The sequence below is a fragment of the uncultured Thiodictyon sp. genome (assembly GCF_903828115.1).
In the GTDB taxonomy this organism is placed as follows: domain Bacteria; phylum Pseudomonadota; class Gammaproteobacteria; order Chromatiales; family Chromatiaceae; genus Thiodictyon.
Genome location: NZ_CAIKKU010000163.1, coordinates 1 through 13,176, shown reverse-complemented (window position 1 = coordinate 13,176; position 13,176 = coordinate 1). Strand labels below are relative to the sequence as shown.

Annotated in this window: 14 protein-coding genes; 11 read left to right on the top strand and 3 right to left on the bottom strand. The window is 62.4% G+C overall.

All coding sequences use genetic code 11. From position 1 onward, the window contains the following. Positions 1-133: 133 nt before the first annotated feature. Genes QZY48_RS05960 through QZY48_RS05945 form a run of 4 tightly spaced genes read left to right on the top strand, consistent with a single transcriptional unit; the run spans position 134 to position 3,724 of the window. A complete protein-coding gene (locus QZY48_RS05960; RefSeq protein ID WP_295428985.1) occupies positions 134-742 on the top strand; it encodes a hypothetical protein in 609 nt (202 codons plus the stop codon). Then, positions 739-2,625 (top strand): hypothetical protein, encoded by a 1,887-nt coding sequence (locus tag QZY48_RS05955; protein ID WP_295428982.1) that lies wholly within the window; start codon positions 739-741, stop codon positions 2,623-2,625. The genes QZY48_RS05960 and QZY48_RS05955 overlap by 4 nt, the downstream gene beginning before the upstream one ends. A gap of 8 nt (positions 2,626-2,633) precedes the next feature. Continuing rightward, positions 2,634-3,035: an AAA family ATPase gene (locus tag QZY48_RS05950; protein WP_295428980.1), complete on the top strand. Its 402-nt coding sequence runs from the start codon at positions 2,634-2,636 to the stop codon at positions 3,033-3,035. Between the two features lie 23 nt (positions 3,036-3,058). Continuing rightward, positions 3,059-3,724 (top strand): AAA family ATPase, encoded by a 666-nt coding sequence (locus tag QZY48_RS05945; protein ID WP_295428978.1) that lies wholly within the window; start codon positions 3,059-3,061, stop codon positions 3,722-3,724. Between the two features lie 307 nt (positions 3,725-4,031). On the opposite strand, the gene QZY48_RS05940 is transcribed toward QZY48_RS05945, so the two are convergent. Beyond that, positions 4,032-4,184 (bottom strand): hypothetical protein, encoded by a 153-nt coding sequence (locus QZY48_RS05940; protein WP_295428976.1) that lies wholly within the window; start codon positions 4,182-4,184, stop codon positions 4,032-4,034. A gap of 233 nt (positions 4,185-4,417) precedes the next feature. Here QZY48_RS05940 and QZY48_RS05935 point away from each other — a divergent pair, with 233 nt between their 5' ends. After that, positions 4,418-6,118 (top strand): hypothetical protein, encoded by a 1,701-nt coding sequence (locus tag QZY48_RS05935; protein ID WP_295428973.1) that lies wholly within the window; start codon positions 4,418-4,420, stop codon positions 6,116-6,118. A gap of 246 nt (positions 6,119-6,364) precedes the next feature. On the opposite strand, the gene QZY48_RS05930 is transcribed toward QZY48_RS05935, so the two are convergent. Further along, on the bottom strand, positions 6,365-7,069 hold the full coding sequence (locus tag QZY48_RS05930; RefSeq protein WP_295428971.1) for a L,D-transpeptidase: 705 nt from the start codon (positions 7,067-7,069) through the stop codon (positions 6,365-6,367). A 181-nt stretch (positions 7,070-7,250) separates the two neighbouring features. Here QZY48_RS05930 and QZY48_RS05925 point away from each other — a divergent pair, with 181 nt between their 5' ends. From QZY48_RS05925 to QZY48_RS05900, 6 genes are all read left to right on the top strand, one after another. After that, on the top strand, positions 7,251-8,003 hold the full coding sequence (locus QZY48_RS05925) for a Nif3-like dinuclear metal center hexameric protein (protein WP_295428968.1): 753 nt from the start codon (positions 7,251-7,253) through the stop codon (positions 8,001-8,003). Between the two features lie 371 nt (positions 8,004-8,374). Next, positions 8,375-8,968, top strand: a complete 594-nt coding sequence (gene petA / locus QZY48_RS05920) for a ubiquinol-cytochrome c reductase iron-sulfur subunit (protein ID WP_295428966.1) — start codon at positions 8,375-8,377, stop codon at positions 8,966-8,968. Next, positions 8,969-10,222 (top strand): cytochrome b N-terminal domain-containing protein, encoded by a 1,254-nt coding sequence (locus tag QZY48_RS05915; protein ID WP_295428963.1) that lies wholly within the window; start codon positions 8,969-8,971, stop codon positions 10,220-10,222. Further along, the gene (locus tag QZY48_RS05910) at positions 10,219-10,944 is read left to right on the top strand and encodes a cytochrome c1 (protein ID WP_295428960.1); all 726 of its coding nucleotides are present in this window, start codon (positions 10,219-10,221) and stop codon (positions 10,942-10,944) included. The genes QZY48_RS05915 and QZY48_RS05910 overlap by 4 nt, the downstream gene beginning before the upstream one ends. 433 nt (positions 10,945-11,377) lie before the next feature. Continuing rightward, positions 11,378-11,980 (top strand): glutathione S-transferase N-terminal domain-containing protein, encoded by a 603-nt coding sequence (locus QZY48_RS05905; protein ID WP_100919313.1) that lies wholly within the window; start codon positions 11,378-11,380, stop codon positions 11,978-11,980. A gap of 19 nt (positions 11,981-11,999) precedes the next feature. Next, complete coding sequence (locus QZY48_RS05900) at positions 12,000-12,473, top strand: ClpXP protease specificity-enhancing factor (RefSeq protein ID WP_295428955.1); 474 nt, start codon at positions 12,000-12,002, stop codon at positions 12,471-12,473. Between the two features lie 256 nt (positions 12,474-12,729). Here QZY48_RS05900 and QZY48_RS05895 read toward each other — a convergent pair whose 3' ends face one another. Beyond that, a complete protein-coding gene (locus QZY48_RS05895; RefSeq protein WP_295428954.1) occupies positions 12,730-13,044 on the bottom strand; it encodes a DUF3301 domain-containing protein in 315 nt (104 codons plus the stop codon). Between the last annotated feature and the right edge of the window lie 132 nt (positions 13,045-13,176).

Genomic DNA, 13,176 nt, shown 5'->3' with positions numbered 1-13,176 from the left:
CGGCGGCTCCATCCCGCTGGAGGCCTTGATCATAATCCCGGCCAGCGGCGTGCGTAGTCAGGGCTTCCAGCCCTGACGGTGTCAGGCCAAGATGGCCTGACTACGCACCCGGCGAGCCCAAGCGGCCGGAATCTTGATCGAGGCCCCGCTGGAGGCCCAGCGCCTGGGGCTGGAGGCCCATGCCTCGGACCTGAATCCGGTGGCGGTGCTGATCAACAAGGCCATGATCGAGATTCCTCCCCGATTTGCCGGACATCACCCAGTGGGGCCGATCCCGGAAGCCGACAGACAAATGCGGTTTGAACAGGACTGGCCGGGTGCGGCTGGACTTGCCGAGGACGTGTGCCGCTATGGGAATTGGATGAGGGAAGAGGCATTTAAGCGTATCGGCCACCTGTATCCGCCGGTCGAAGTGACCGCCGCGATGGCAGAGGACCCTGGTAATCCGCGACCCGATCTCAAGCCCTATGTGGGCAAGAAGCTCACCGTCATTGCATGGCTTTGGGCACGAACAGTGAGGAGTCCAAATCCGGCTTTTTCCCATGTCGATGTACCGTTGGTCTCCAGCTTTGTACTCGCTACCAAGAAGGGAAAGGAGGTATATGTTGAGCCCGTAATCGAGGGCGACAGCTACCGGTTCATCATTAAGCGCGGGAAACCGGCAAACTTTAATGAACTCAAAAGTGGCACAAGGCATCTCGCGGCGGCAATTTTAATTGCCTACTCTCCGGTAGCCCAATGAATCCGAAATATATCAAGGCCGAGGGATGTGCCGGGCGAATGGGTGCACGGATGATGGCCGTTGTCACGGAGGGTAAGCTCGGCCGTATCTATTTATCTCCAAACAAGAGTTTCGAGGATGTTGCTACAAAGGCCGAGACAACGTGGAAACCCGAAGTCTTGTTACCAAACGATGCGCGTGCTTTCACGCCGATAATCTATGGTTTTGCTACTTACGGTCATCTTTTTACATTGCGCCAACTGTGCTCCTTATCCAGTTTTTCGGATCTGGTCGGCGAGGCTCGCGAGTGTGCGATCAACGATGCTATAACCGCTGGGTTTGCTAATGATGGTTTAACCTTGGATGCCGGCGGCACTGGTGCAACTGCCTATGGGGACGTTATTGCTTTGTTCCTTATGATGTTCATTTCAAGGCTGGTTAATCTCAATAATGCATTCTGCCAGTGGCGAAATGATCCTGCGAAGGAGCATGTGGGACATCTATTTGCTCGCCAAGCAATTCCAATGGTTTGGGATTTTGCGGAAGCCAATCCGCTTGGTAACTCAGGAGGAGGGTTTGATAAAACATTTCGCTTTATTCCAAAGGTCCTTTCCTTTCTTCCTACAAATCTCTCTTTTTTGTCGACAGCCAGTCAACATGAAGCGAGATCTCTCCGGCTTGATCTGGGTCGAATAATTTCTACAGACCCGCCTTATTATGATAATGTGGGCTACGCTGACTTGTCTGATTTTTTCTACGTCTGGCTACGCCGCGGTCTACGATCAATTTTTCCCGAGTTATTCACCACGCTTGCCGTACCAAAAGCTGATGAGTTGGTAGCAACATCTTATCGCCACGGCGGAAAGGAAAAAGCGGAGCATTTTTTTCTTGATGGAATGACCCAGGCTCTCAGGAACCTAGCGGAGCAAGCCCACCCTGGTTTCCCAGTCACCATCTACTACGCTTTCAAGCAGGCGGATAGCAAAGACACTGGCACGACATCTACCGGCTGGGAGACGTTTTTAGAAACGATAATTCAGGCCGGCTTCACCATTACCGGCACCTGGCCTATGCGTACAGAATTGGCTAATCGTATGCGTAGCGCGGATTCAAATGCCCTAGCATCCAGCATCGTGCTCGTCTGCCGCAAACGCGACCCCGAAGCGCCATCCATCTCCCGTCGCGACTTCCAACGCGAACTGCGCGACGAGATGCCTGACGCATTGGAAACCATGATCGGCGGCAAGCTGGGCGCCTCACCCATTGCCCCGGTGGACCTGGCTCAGGCCGCCATCGGCCCAGGCATGGCGATCTATTCAAAATATAACGCGGTGCTGGAAGCGGACGGTACCCCCATGCCCGTCCACAACGCTCTGGTCATGATCAACAAGGCGGTTGAGGACTTTCTGAACCCCAACGGCGCCGGCTTTGACGCCGACACCCTGTTCTGCTCCGCCTGGTTCGACCAGTTTGGTTGGGGTGCCGGCAAGTTCGGCGAGGCGGACACCCTGGCCCGCGCCAAGGGCACCTCGGTGGACGGCGTGGCCCATAGCGGCGTGGTGGAATCCGGCGGCGGCAAGGTTCGGCTGCTGCGTTGGGACGAGTACCCCCGCAACTGGGACCCCACCCAGGACAACCGCACCCCGGTTTGGGAGGCGATCCACCAGATCATCCGTGCCCTCAACCAGCGGGACGAGTCCGCGGCCGGCGCCCTGCTTGCCCGTATGCCGGAGCGCGGCGACCAGATCCGGCAACTCGCCTATCACCTCTATACCCTCTGCGAGCGCAAGAAGTGGGCGGACGACGCCCGCGCCTACAACGAACTGATCGCTGCCTGGCACGGCATCGTCACGGCTTCCCACGAAACCGGTCACTTCGGCTCCCAGACTGAAATCGATTTCTGAGGCAAACGATGCTCAAGCAACTCCGAATCTCCAATTTCACCGCCTTTGGCGCGGCCATTTTTGACTTTTCACCGGGCTTGAACGTGATCGTCGGCGCCAATGGTACCGGTAAGACCCACGTCTTGAAGCTCGGCTATCTTTTCACGCGAGCCTGGCCCGATCTTAAGCGCGCGGGAAGAGATGTGATCGAAAAGCGAGCGGAAGCCTATTTTGAAGACAGGTTGATGGGGTTGTTCAGACCCGAGCAACTCGCCCATCTGCTGCGCCATGGTAGCACGAAAAAGGCGGAGATCGCCGCGGAACTGAGTGAGCTGTGGCTTGGTGGGCGGCACGAGAGTCCTCGCGTCAGGGGGAGGATCTGGAGTGGCGGTTTGAACTCGACCGGGATGGGAACGAATCAATTAACCTGAAAGCAAAGCACCTGCCCCACATCGTGGGAATCGATTTTGCCCAAGAGCCTGTCTTCGTGCCGAGCAAGGAGATTGTTTCCTTGTTTGAGGGGCTGATTGGACTCTTCGAGAAGTACCAGATTCAGTTAGATGAGACCTACCGCGATCTTGCGGTTGCCATCTCAGTTCCCGAGCGGCGGATACCATCCGGGCTGCTGCCCGAGTTGCTGGCGAAGCTCTCCGGCGCCATCGGCGGGGAACTGATACTCAAGAAGGGAAAGTTGATCCTACGTCAATCCGAGGACGCGTACCTGGAGCCGCATCTTCTCGCGGCGGGCTTCCGCAAGCTCGGTTTATTGCTCTATTTGGTGCGTAACCAGATCATTGAGCCTGGGGGAACCTTGTTTTGGGATGAACCAGAAGCGAACCTCAATCCCGGACTTATGCGACCATTTATAGAAGTCTTCGTGGCACTGGCGGCCATGGGCGTGCAAGTGATCCTCGCCACTCACAGCCTGTTCGTGCTGCGCGAAATCGAGATCCTGATGGGCGACCAGCGCTTTAAGGGCCTACCCACCAGGTTCATCGCGTTGGCCCCGGGCGACCAGGGGGTGCAGGTCAGCAGCGGAGAACGTCCGGAAGACGTTGATCCCATTGCTGCCCTGGACGCGGACTTAGAGCAGTCCGACCGCTACATGCAAACGGAGTAATTCCAGGTTATGCAAGTCATCGCTGAAGGAGAACTTCAGTTTCACTTCGCCGAAACCGTGTCGGTTTGCAAACTGGACGACACGGCCTTCTTTCGGGAACAGTCCCCAGACCCCAGGAAGCTGAGACATCAGCAACCCGATCCCAGAACACTGCGACTAAAGCTGAGACAAGCCCTGCGTGCGATCGACCCAAACGCATTGGCCGGCACTGCCGCCTTGCTCAACGGCAAGACCCCTTGGACCGTCCGTCTCCTGGACCACGGAACTGCAACACGATGAAACCCTGGCGCGATATCGCTATCCCCCATCAGGACGTACTGAAGGGCACCTTCCAGCAATCGGAGTTCGCCGCGGACATCTCCGCCGTCCAGCGCGGCACGGCACCGCCCGGGTACCAGGACGCGCGGGCGTTCTTCGCCCGTACCTTCATCACCGAGGGCATGGCGCTTTTGCTGGACAAGGTGGTGCGGCGCCTGTCCGGCCAGGCAGGGGACCCGGTGATCCAACTCAAGACGGCCTTCGGCGGGGGCAAGACCCATACGCTGCTGGCGGTCTATCACCTGGCACGCTGCGAGCACCCGGCGAGCGAGTTGGCCGGGGTCCCGCCCATCCTGGATGCGGCCGGGGTTGCGAGGCTGCCCAAGGCACGGGTGGCGGTCATCGACGGCATCAACCTTCCAGCGCACCCGCGGTGTGCTGCAACTGCTGGCCCAAGTGGTCCATCGGTTGTGGAAGGACGGCAACGCGGACGCCATGATCCTGCCCGAGGCCCTGCCGCTCTACGACGCCCAGGTACGCAACAAGTGTCTGGATTACCTGCCCCAGGGCTGGGACCCGGTGATCGATCAGGACATCGACGGCGAGCACTCCCGCCCCGCTTACATCGAGAGCAAGGAACCCCTGTTCGGCAAGATCCAGGCGGCGCGGCGCCTGGCGCGGGCGATCTTCCTGGGCAGTGCCCCGGGGGCCGATCGCAGCGGTCCGGGCTTACCCCTGGACCACCTGTTGCTTGGCGTCGTCCAGCCCGGTCAGGCCATCGGCCATTACAAAGACGCCCTGCGCCGACTACGCGACCAGTTGAATTATCTGAACCTGGAGCGGGATCGCTATTGGTTCGATACCAAGCCCAACCTGCGCCGCGAGATGGAGTCGCGCCGGCTGCGCTTCGCGGAGAAGGACGATGTGGTCCCGATGCTGAAGGACCGCGTGGCACGGACCTTCGGCAAGTCGCATGGCTTCGACGGGCTCCATGTCTTCACCGAATCCAAGGACATCCTGGATGATTACGGGATACGCCTGGTCGTGCTGGCGCCCGCGGCGCCTTATCGGAAAGGCGCGGACAACCCGGCCCAGACGGCGGCAGTGGAGATCCTGACCCACCGCGGTAAGCAGCCGCGGCAGCGGCAGAACCGCTTACTGTTCCTGGCCGCGGACAGCGATGCCCTGGAGCGACTGAAGGATCAGGCCCGTACCTATCTCGCCTGGTCCTCGATCGTCGCGGATGTGGAGAACCAACGCCTGAACCTGGACCAGATCCAGGCGAAGCAAGCCAAGGACCAGAAGGCGGAGTCCGACCGGGCCCTGCACCGCACGGTGCGCGACACCTACCGCTGGCTGATGTCCCCGGTCCAGGAGGCGCCTAACGGGCGACTCGATCCCAAGATCGTCTGGGACGCGGTGCAGGTGTCCGCGACGGCACCGGTCCTGATTGCCGAGATCGAGCGGTTGGCGGTGGAGAACGGATGGCTGATCACCGCCTGGAGCCCCATCCACCTCAAAGACATCCTCGATACCTGGTACTTCAAAGACGGGGTGACCGAGGTTGGGGCGCTCAAGGTCTGGCAGGACTGTTGTCATTACCTCTACCTGTCGCGTCTGCAATCGAGCCTGGTGTACGGGGAGGCGGTGAGGATTGGCGCGCAGACACAGGACTTTTTCGGCTACGCCAGCGCCAAGGAGGAGGACGCTTACCTGGGCCTGGTCTTTGGGCGGTCCACCCTGACGCCAATCGACAACAGCGCCGTCCTGATCCAGCGCGAGACGGCCCGTGCGGTCAAGGCTGCGCAGATGCCGGAGCCGGAGCCAGTGCCCGGACCAGGCCCCGGTCCTGGGCCCGGCCCAGGACCGGGTCCAGGACCTGGACCTAAACCACCCCCTCCCAAGACCCGCTTTTACGGGACTGTCCATCTTGATCCGGTGAAGGCGAAACTCGTCTTCGCTCAGATTGCCAACGAGGTCTTGCAGCCATTCCTGACTAAGCCGAATGCGAAGGTCACGGTCTCGATCGAAATCCAGGCCGAGGACCCGAACGGCTTCGACGAGGCCACTCAGCGGGCGGTGCGGGAGAACTGCACGGTGCTCAAGTTCAGCACGGGGGAGTTCGAGTCCGAGTGATCGCGCTACGCCCGGGTGGCCCTGCCCAGGATTCGGCCTGATCTGCAAGCCATTCGCCCGCGCCGGGTGCGATGAAGAGTGATGTGGTCAGCGAAATCGCCCATCGCAGAACATACAAAGGTTCTGCCCGCGACCCTGAGCGGTTCCGGAATGTCTTGACAAGATTAGCAAGATTTACAAGATTGAAGACGAATAACAGTTGGAATCAACCAACCGGAAAAATCGCCCCGAGGGCGATTTTCCCGGTTAGAAGATGGGGAACACGTCGGGCCAGGCGTTGCCCGGCCGGGCCGCCCCCGAGGCCTTGATCGTGACCGGATCACCGACCCGGATGCGGTCATAGAGCAGGCGCGCGTCCTCGTAGTCCAGGCGCACACAGCCGTGGGAGTCGGCATAGCCGGGTACCCAGCCCTCGTGGACGAAATAGGGGCCGCTGAACTGGAGCGAGTAGGGCATCGGGGTATTTTCATCCAACCCGTTGGTATACTTGCCCGAGCGCTTGTTGATATCCTTGTTGAGGACACGAAACTCGCCCTTGGGGGTAGGATGCGCGGCAGTGCCCGACGACACCCGTCCGCTGAGGAAGACCTGACCGTCCTCCACATACTCGAAGGTCTGGGAGCCGATGAAGATCGTCAGGGCGCGGCGCTGTCCCGCGGGCAGGCGGTAACGGAGGTCGTTTTCCGGCTTCACCAATACCGCGGGCTTCCAGGGCCGCGCCGACTCACCGGCGGGCGTCGACTCGACCCGGGGCGCCGACTCACCCACGGGGGCCGACTCACCCATGGGCGCCGACTCGCCCATGGGGGCGGCGACCACCGCGGGGCCCATGGGGCCGAGGTTCGCCGGTTCCGGCCGGACCTGGGTGTCGAGTACCTGGTGCGCGCACCCGCCGCTCATCGAGGCGCCGACCACGGCGAGCAGCAGGAGCAGACATCTTGGGTTGTGCATTGCTTACCTTCTATTCTATTTGGCACCCTGCCCGCGGGGCAGGGCCGCGGCGTTCCGGGCCTGGACCTGGTGGTATTCGCCACCCTGCGGCCCCGGACGCTGATAACCCTTCATTCTCCCACCCCGCGCCGACCCATAGCCAGGGCCGGGCGACCAAGGGGGGAGATGGACCGAGAGAACCATGATCGAACCCCTGGCCTTGAGCGCCTACTGCGACCAGTTGTTGGACAGCGCCGCCTGCACGGACTACGCCCCCAACGGGCTCCAGGTCGAGGGCGAACGGCCGATCCGGCGCCTGGTGAGCGGCGTGACGGCCAGCCTGGCCCTGATCGAAGCCGCCCTGGAGCTTCAGGCCGATGCCCTGCTGGTCCACCACGGTTGGTTCTGGAAGGGCGAGAACCCCTGTCTCACCGGGCTCAAGGGGCGGCGGGTGCGCGCCCTGATCCGGGGCGGCGCAAGCCTCATCGCTTACCACCTCCCCTTGGATATCCACCCGACCCTGGGCAACAATGCCGCCCTAGGCACTCAGTTGGGGATTCTGGACGCGCAGGCAACCGGCATCGGCAACGGCGTCTTGTGGACCGGACGCCTGTGCACGCCCATGGCTCCCGCGGACTGGGCCGCGACCGTGGGGGCGCGACTGGGGCGGACCGGGACCCTGGTGGCCGATAGCGACCGGCCGGTGCAGCACCTCGCCTGGTGCACGGGCGGCGGCCAGGGCTACATCGAGGCCGCCGCCGCACTCGGGGTGGAGGCGTTTCTGAGCGGGGAGATCAGTGAACAAACCACCCACGCCGCGCGGGAACTCGGCATCGCCTACCTCGCGGCCGGCCACCACGCCACCGAGCGGTACGGGGTCCAGGCCCTGGGCGACCATCTGGCCCGGCACTTCGGACTGGACCACCGGTATGTCGAAATCGACAATCCGGCCTGACACTTGATCACGGCGCCGCGCTCGGCGCAGCGACCTTGCCTGGGCTCGTCGCGGCTGAAGCCGCTCCCACAGCGTCGCTGCGCGACCTTCACGTCGGGCAGTTTCCACGAGGCTTTGAACCTCCGGGCTTGGCCGAGCGCCGCAGTAGGGTACTGGTCGCGCGTCACGGCCCGCGCCCGACCCAAGGAAATGCCGACTAGCCCGCGTGGTTGCTGAGGTTTCCGCCTTGACCACAAGCGCCCGAATCACGGAGAATGCCAGGTCGGATTTGCAGCGATTTTGCATATACTTATTTTCCCTTTTCCAACACACGCGCAAGGCCGGCTTTTCGGGAGTCGGCAGCACCTGTCTCACCCGGGGGTTAGTCGGAAATGAGCGCACCAGGCGTTAATCAGAGCAGGCGACGGTTACTCGTCGCCGCGACCACCGTGGTCGGCGCCGTCGGCGCCGGCTTCGTGGCCGTTCCCTTCATCGGATCCATGAACCCGAGCGCCAAGGCCCGGGCGGCCGGCGCCCCGGTCGAGGCGGACATCAGCAAGCTGGAGCCGGGCGCCCTGCTGCGCGTCAAGTGGCGCGGCAAGCCGATCTGGATCGTGAGTCGGACCCCGGCGATGCTCGCGGCCCTGCCGACCCTGGACTCGCAGCTGACCGACCCGAACTCCGCGGTCGAGCAGCAGCCGGACTACTGTAAGAATCCCATCCGCTCGATCAAGCCCGAGTACTGGATCGCGATCGGCATCTGCACCCACCTGGGCTGCTCACCGACCTTCCGCCCGGAGCTGGGACCGGATGACCTGGGCAAGGACTGGAAGGGCGGGTTCTTCTGCCCCTGCCACGGCTCGCGGTTCGACTTGGCCGGTCGGGTGTTCAAGGGCGTGCCCGCACCAACCAATCTGGTGGTCCCGATCCACATGTACCTCAACGACACCACGGTCCTGGTGGGTCAGGATCAAGGAGCCGCGTAAATGAGCGCACAAGAGACGACAACCACCGGCTTCATGGGCTGGATCGACAAGCGGTTCCCGGCCACCAAGGTCTGGAACGAGCACCTGGCCCAGTACTACGCCCCCAAGAACTTCAACTTCTGGTATTACTTCGGGTCCCTGGCCATCCTGGTCCTGGTCCTGCAGATCGTCACCGGGCTCTTTCTGGCGATGAGCTACAAGCCCTCGGCGGCCGAGGCCTATGCCTCGGTCGAGTACATCATGCGCGACGTCGAGTGGGGCTGGCTGATCCGCTACCTGCACTCCACCGGCGCATCGGCCTTCTTCGTCATCATCTATCTGCATATGTTCCGCGCCCTGCTCTACGGCTCCTACCGCAAGCCGCGGGAACTGCTGTGGATTATCGGCGTGGTGATCTACCTGGTCATGATGGCCACGGCCTTCATGGGCTATCTGCTGCCCTGGGGACAGATGTCCTACTGGGGGGCACAGGTCATCGTGAACCTGTTCGCCGCGGTGCCCAACATAGGCCCGGACCTGTCCACCTGGATCCGCGGCGACTATGTCATCTCCGACGTGACGCTGAATCGCTTCTATGCGCTGCACTTCATCATCCCCTTCGTCCTGGCGGCGCTCGTGTTCATCCATGTCGTGGCACTGCACGCGGTCGGTTCCAACAATCCGGACGGGATCGAGATCAAGGACGGCCCCAAGGGCAACCGCTGGAGTCCCGATGCACCGGCCGACGGCATCCCCTTCCACCCCTATTACACCGTGAAGGACCTGGTCGGCACCGTGGTCTTCCTGGCCATTTTCGCGGCCGTCGTCTTCTTTGGCCCCGGCTTTTTCGGCCTCTTTCTGGAGGCCCCGAACTTCCAGCCGGCCAACCCCATGGTGACCCCGCTGCATATAGCCCCGGTGTGGTACTTCACGCCCTTCTACGCCATCCTGCGGGCGGTGCCGCCCATGTACGACTCCCAGTTCCCGGGCGTCATCGCGATGTTCGCCTCGATCCTGATCATGTTCCTGCTGCCCTGGCTCGATCGCAGCCCGGTCAAGTCCATCCGCTACAAGGGTATGGTGACCAAGGTTGCGCTGGGGATCTTCGTCGTGTCGTTCATCGCCCTGGGCTACCTCGGGATGATGCCCGTCAGTGAACTCGCGACCGTCATGTCGCAGGTCTTTACCGTTCTGTATTTCGCGTTCTTCCTGCTGATGCCGATCTACAGCAGTTTGGACAAGGTCAAGCCGGTTCCGGAGAGGGTCACCGCATGAACAAGCTGTTAGCCGCCTTCACCCTGGCCCTGGTGCCCGTTCTCGGGTTCGCCAACACGGGGCCGCAACTGCAATCGGCGAACATCGACCTGAAGGACCAGGCGTCATTGCAGAACGGCGCCAAGTACTACACCAGCTACTGTATGGGCTGCCACTCACTCCAGTACATGCGCTACAACCGCATGGCCAAGGACCTGGGGATCGACGACGCCAGCCTGCGCAAGTACTTCCTGGTCGGCGACGCCAAGCCCGGCGACCTCATGACCAGGGCCATGCGCGTGGACGACGCGGAAAAGTGGTTCGGGGTCCCGTCGCCCGACCTCACCCTGGTCACCCGCTGGCGCAGCCCGGACTGGGTCTACACCTATCTCAAGAGCTATTTCGTCGACCCGACCCGACCCTGGGGCGTCAACAACGTCATGTTCCCGAACGTGGCCATGCCCAACGTCCTGGGCGACCTGCAGGGACAGCAAAAGGCGGTCATGTCGCACCAGGCGGGCGCGACCCCGGTGGCGCAGGGCGTCGCGCCTCTCACGGCCGGCACCATGAAACCGGAACAGTTCGACGCCATGGTCCGCGACCTCACCAACTTCCTGACCTATGCGGGTGAGCCGATGCAACTGGAGCGCCAGCGCCTGGGCGTCTGGGTGCTGATCTTCCTCGGTGTCCTCTTCATCTTCGCCTACCTGCTGAAGAAGGAATTCTGGAAGGACGTCCACTGAGGTGACGCAACCGCGGTGCCCCGGTCCCCGGGGCACCGCCCTTGCTCGCCGAGCGGTCTGCACCGCGGACCCGATGCACAACCCGTAGGGTCCGCTGCGCGGACCAACCACCCCCAAAGTCCCCCCAGAGTCGCGGATCGCCCGGGACCCTGTCGAAGCGCCCGACCGCCGGGCAGCCTCCCCCCAAACAGCGCCCTCGGGCAGTGCCCCGACACGGTATACTCCCGGGTTGAAGTACGGCGCGTGCATTCCCCCTCCCCTCGCCCATGTCAGGGTCCACCTGGCACCGGCATCCCCCTGAGGCAAGCCGCGCGCCGGCACCACACCGCGCGGCCTGGAAGGGTTGGCGCTTGGAGTTCTTCGGTCGCTGCCGGGCTGCGCCTCGGCGCTGAATGAGGGAACGCCGCCAGTGGCCGTGAGCAGACGAGCTGTAATGACCCTATTTTCTGATCCCCTTTGTCCCTACTGCCATCGCGTCCGCATGGTCCTTGCCGAAAAGGGCATCGCGGTGGACGTGGTTGATGTGGATGCCAAGAACCTCCCGGACGAGGTCATGGATTTCAATCCCTACGGCACCGTGCCGACCCTGGTCGACCGCGACCTGCGGCTCTATGAGTCGCGCATCATCATGGAGTATCTGGACGAGCGCTTCCCCCACCCGCCGCTGTTGCCCGTCGATCCGGTGTCGCGCGCCAATGCGCGGCTCTTCATGTACCGCATCGATCACGACTGGTATCAACTGATGGGGCGCGGTTTCAACGGCACCGCGGAAGAAAAGACCAAGGCGCGCAAGCAATTGCGTGAGAGCCTGATTACCTCGGCACCGATCTTCGCCGCCCACCCGTTCTTCATGAGCGACGAGTTCTCACTGGTGGACTGCTGCGTCGCCCCGCTGTTGTGGCGGCTGCCCGCGCTGGCCATCGAGATCCCGGAACAGGCCAAGGCGGTCCGCAACTATATGACGCGGATCTTTGCCTGGGAGGCCTTCCGTTCCAGTCTGACCGAGGCCGAACGGGAGTTGGTCACCGACCTGTAACCGGCCCCAGGAGCCGCGGATGAACACCCAAGACGGGTCCATGACCTCAACCAAGCCCTATCTGGTCCGTGCCATCTACGAGTGGATTCTGGACAACCAGATGACCCCGCACCTGCTGGTGGACGCGCGCCACCCGGGCACGCGCGTGCCGAACGAATTCGTCGAGAACGGCCAGATCGTCCTCAACATCGCCCCCAGCGCGGTCCATGGCCTGCTGATGGACAACGACTGGGTGCGCTTCAGCGCGCGCTTCGGCGGGGTCACCCGTCACCTCGAGATCCCGAGTGAGGCCGTGCTGGGCATCTTCAGCCGCGAAAACCACCAGGGAATGATCTTCCCCCCGGCTGAGCCGGTGGATGAAACCGAGGGCAGCGACGCCTCGCCCCAAGCAGACAGCGCCCCCCCCGGGCCGACGAATCAACCGAAGGGCGACGGGAGCGGCAAAGGCAAGGGCAAAGGACGGGGCGGCCCCAAACTGACGATCGTCAAGTAGCACCGGCCGCGTCCCGGCAGGACCGCAGCGCTTCGCCCGGGGTCAGTAATCCCAGAAAAAGCGGTTTAGCCGCAAATGAACGCAAATTGACGCAAATAATCAGAGACTTGGCCTTTGTTGCATGTTCACCGTCCGAGTGACGCCCGCGACGATGTTAACCAGCCGATTTATTTGCGCTTATTCGCGTTCATTTGCGGCCAAATACTCTTTTTTGGGGTAATTGCCGGATTTAGGATCACCGGGACGACAAGTCCACTCAGGTATCCTCGACCTGCTCGGGCAGGCCAAAGCTCAGGTCCTCCAGACCCAGCCCCCGCATCACCAGGTAGCCGCTACGCCGGCCCACCCCCTCCTCGCTGAAGTCGAACCGGTAGACCCGGCGCAGACGCACCCCCTCGCGGCCCCAGGCCAGGCGCAAACGGCGCAAGGCCACGGCCTGGTCGAGTAACTGCAGGTCGCGCTGCTCGCAGGCCGCACGGCAGATGCCGAGCGCGATCTCACGCGCGCGCAGGCTGTCGAGCCAGAACCAGCCGAGCAGCAAGAAGACGAAGATGGCAGACAGATCGCTCATAGGTCTGCCATAGTACCATCGCGCAGGCCCGCGGTTCGTGTCGGCACGGCCTCGCAGGTGCGATCAGTACTGATGTGGTGACCGAGATCCTGGGTACGCTGTCGTTGTCGTTGTCGTTGTCGTTGTCGTAAT

Coding starts and splice junctions, on each gene's coding strand:
- QZY48_RS05955 (WP_295428982.1), top strand. CDS start 739: ATGAATCCGAAATATATCAAGGCCGAGGGATGTGCCGGGCGAATGGGT.
- QZY48_RS05950 (WP_295428980.1), top strand. CDS start 2,634: ATGCTCAAGCAACTCCGAATCTCCAATTTCACCGCCTTTGGCGCGGCC.
- QZY48_RS05930 (WP_295428971.1), bottom strand. CDS start 7,069: ATGCACAACCCAAGATGTCTGCTCCTGCTGCTCGCCGTGGTCGGCGCC.
- QZY48_RS05925 (WP_295428968.1), top strand. CDS start 7,251: ATGATCGAACCCCTGGCCTTGAGCGCCTACTGCGACCAGTTGTTGGAC.
- petA (WP_295428966.1), top strand. CDS start 8,375: ATGAGCGCACCAGGCGTTAATCAGAGCAGGCGACGGTTACTCGTCGCC.
- QZY48_RS05915 (WP_295428963.1), top strand. CDS start 8,969: ATGAGCGCACAAGAGACGACAACCACCGGCTTCATGGGCTGGATCGAC.
- QZY48_RS05910 (WP_295428960.1), top strand. CDS start 10,219: ATGAACAAGCTGTTAGCCGCCTTCACCCTGGCCCTGGTGCCCGTTCTC.
- QZY48_RS05905 (WP_100919313.1), top strand. CDS start 11,378: ATGACCCTATTTTCTGATCCCCTTTGTCCCTACTGCCATCGCGTCCGC.
- QZY48_RS05900 (WP_295428955.1), top strand. CDS start 12,000: ATGAACACCCAAGACGGGTCCATGACCTCAACCAAGCCCTATCTGGTC.
- QZY48_RS05895 (WP_295428954.1), bottom strand. CDS start 13,044: ATGAGCGATCTGTCTGCCATCTTCGTCTTCTTGCTGCTCGGCTGGTTC.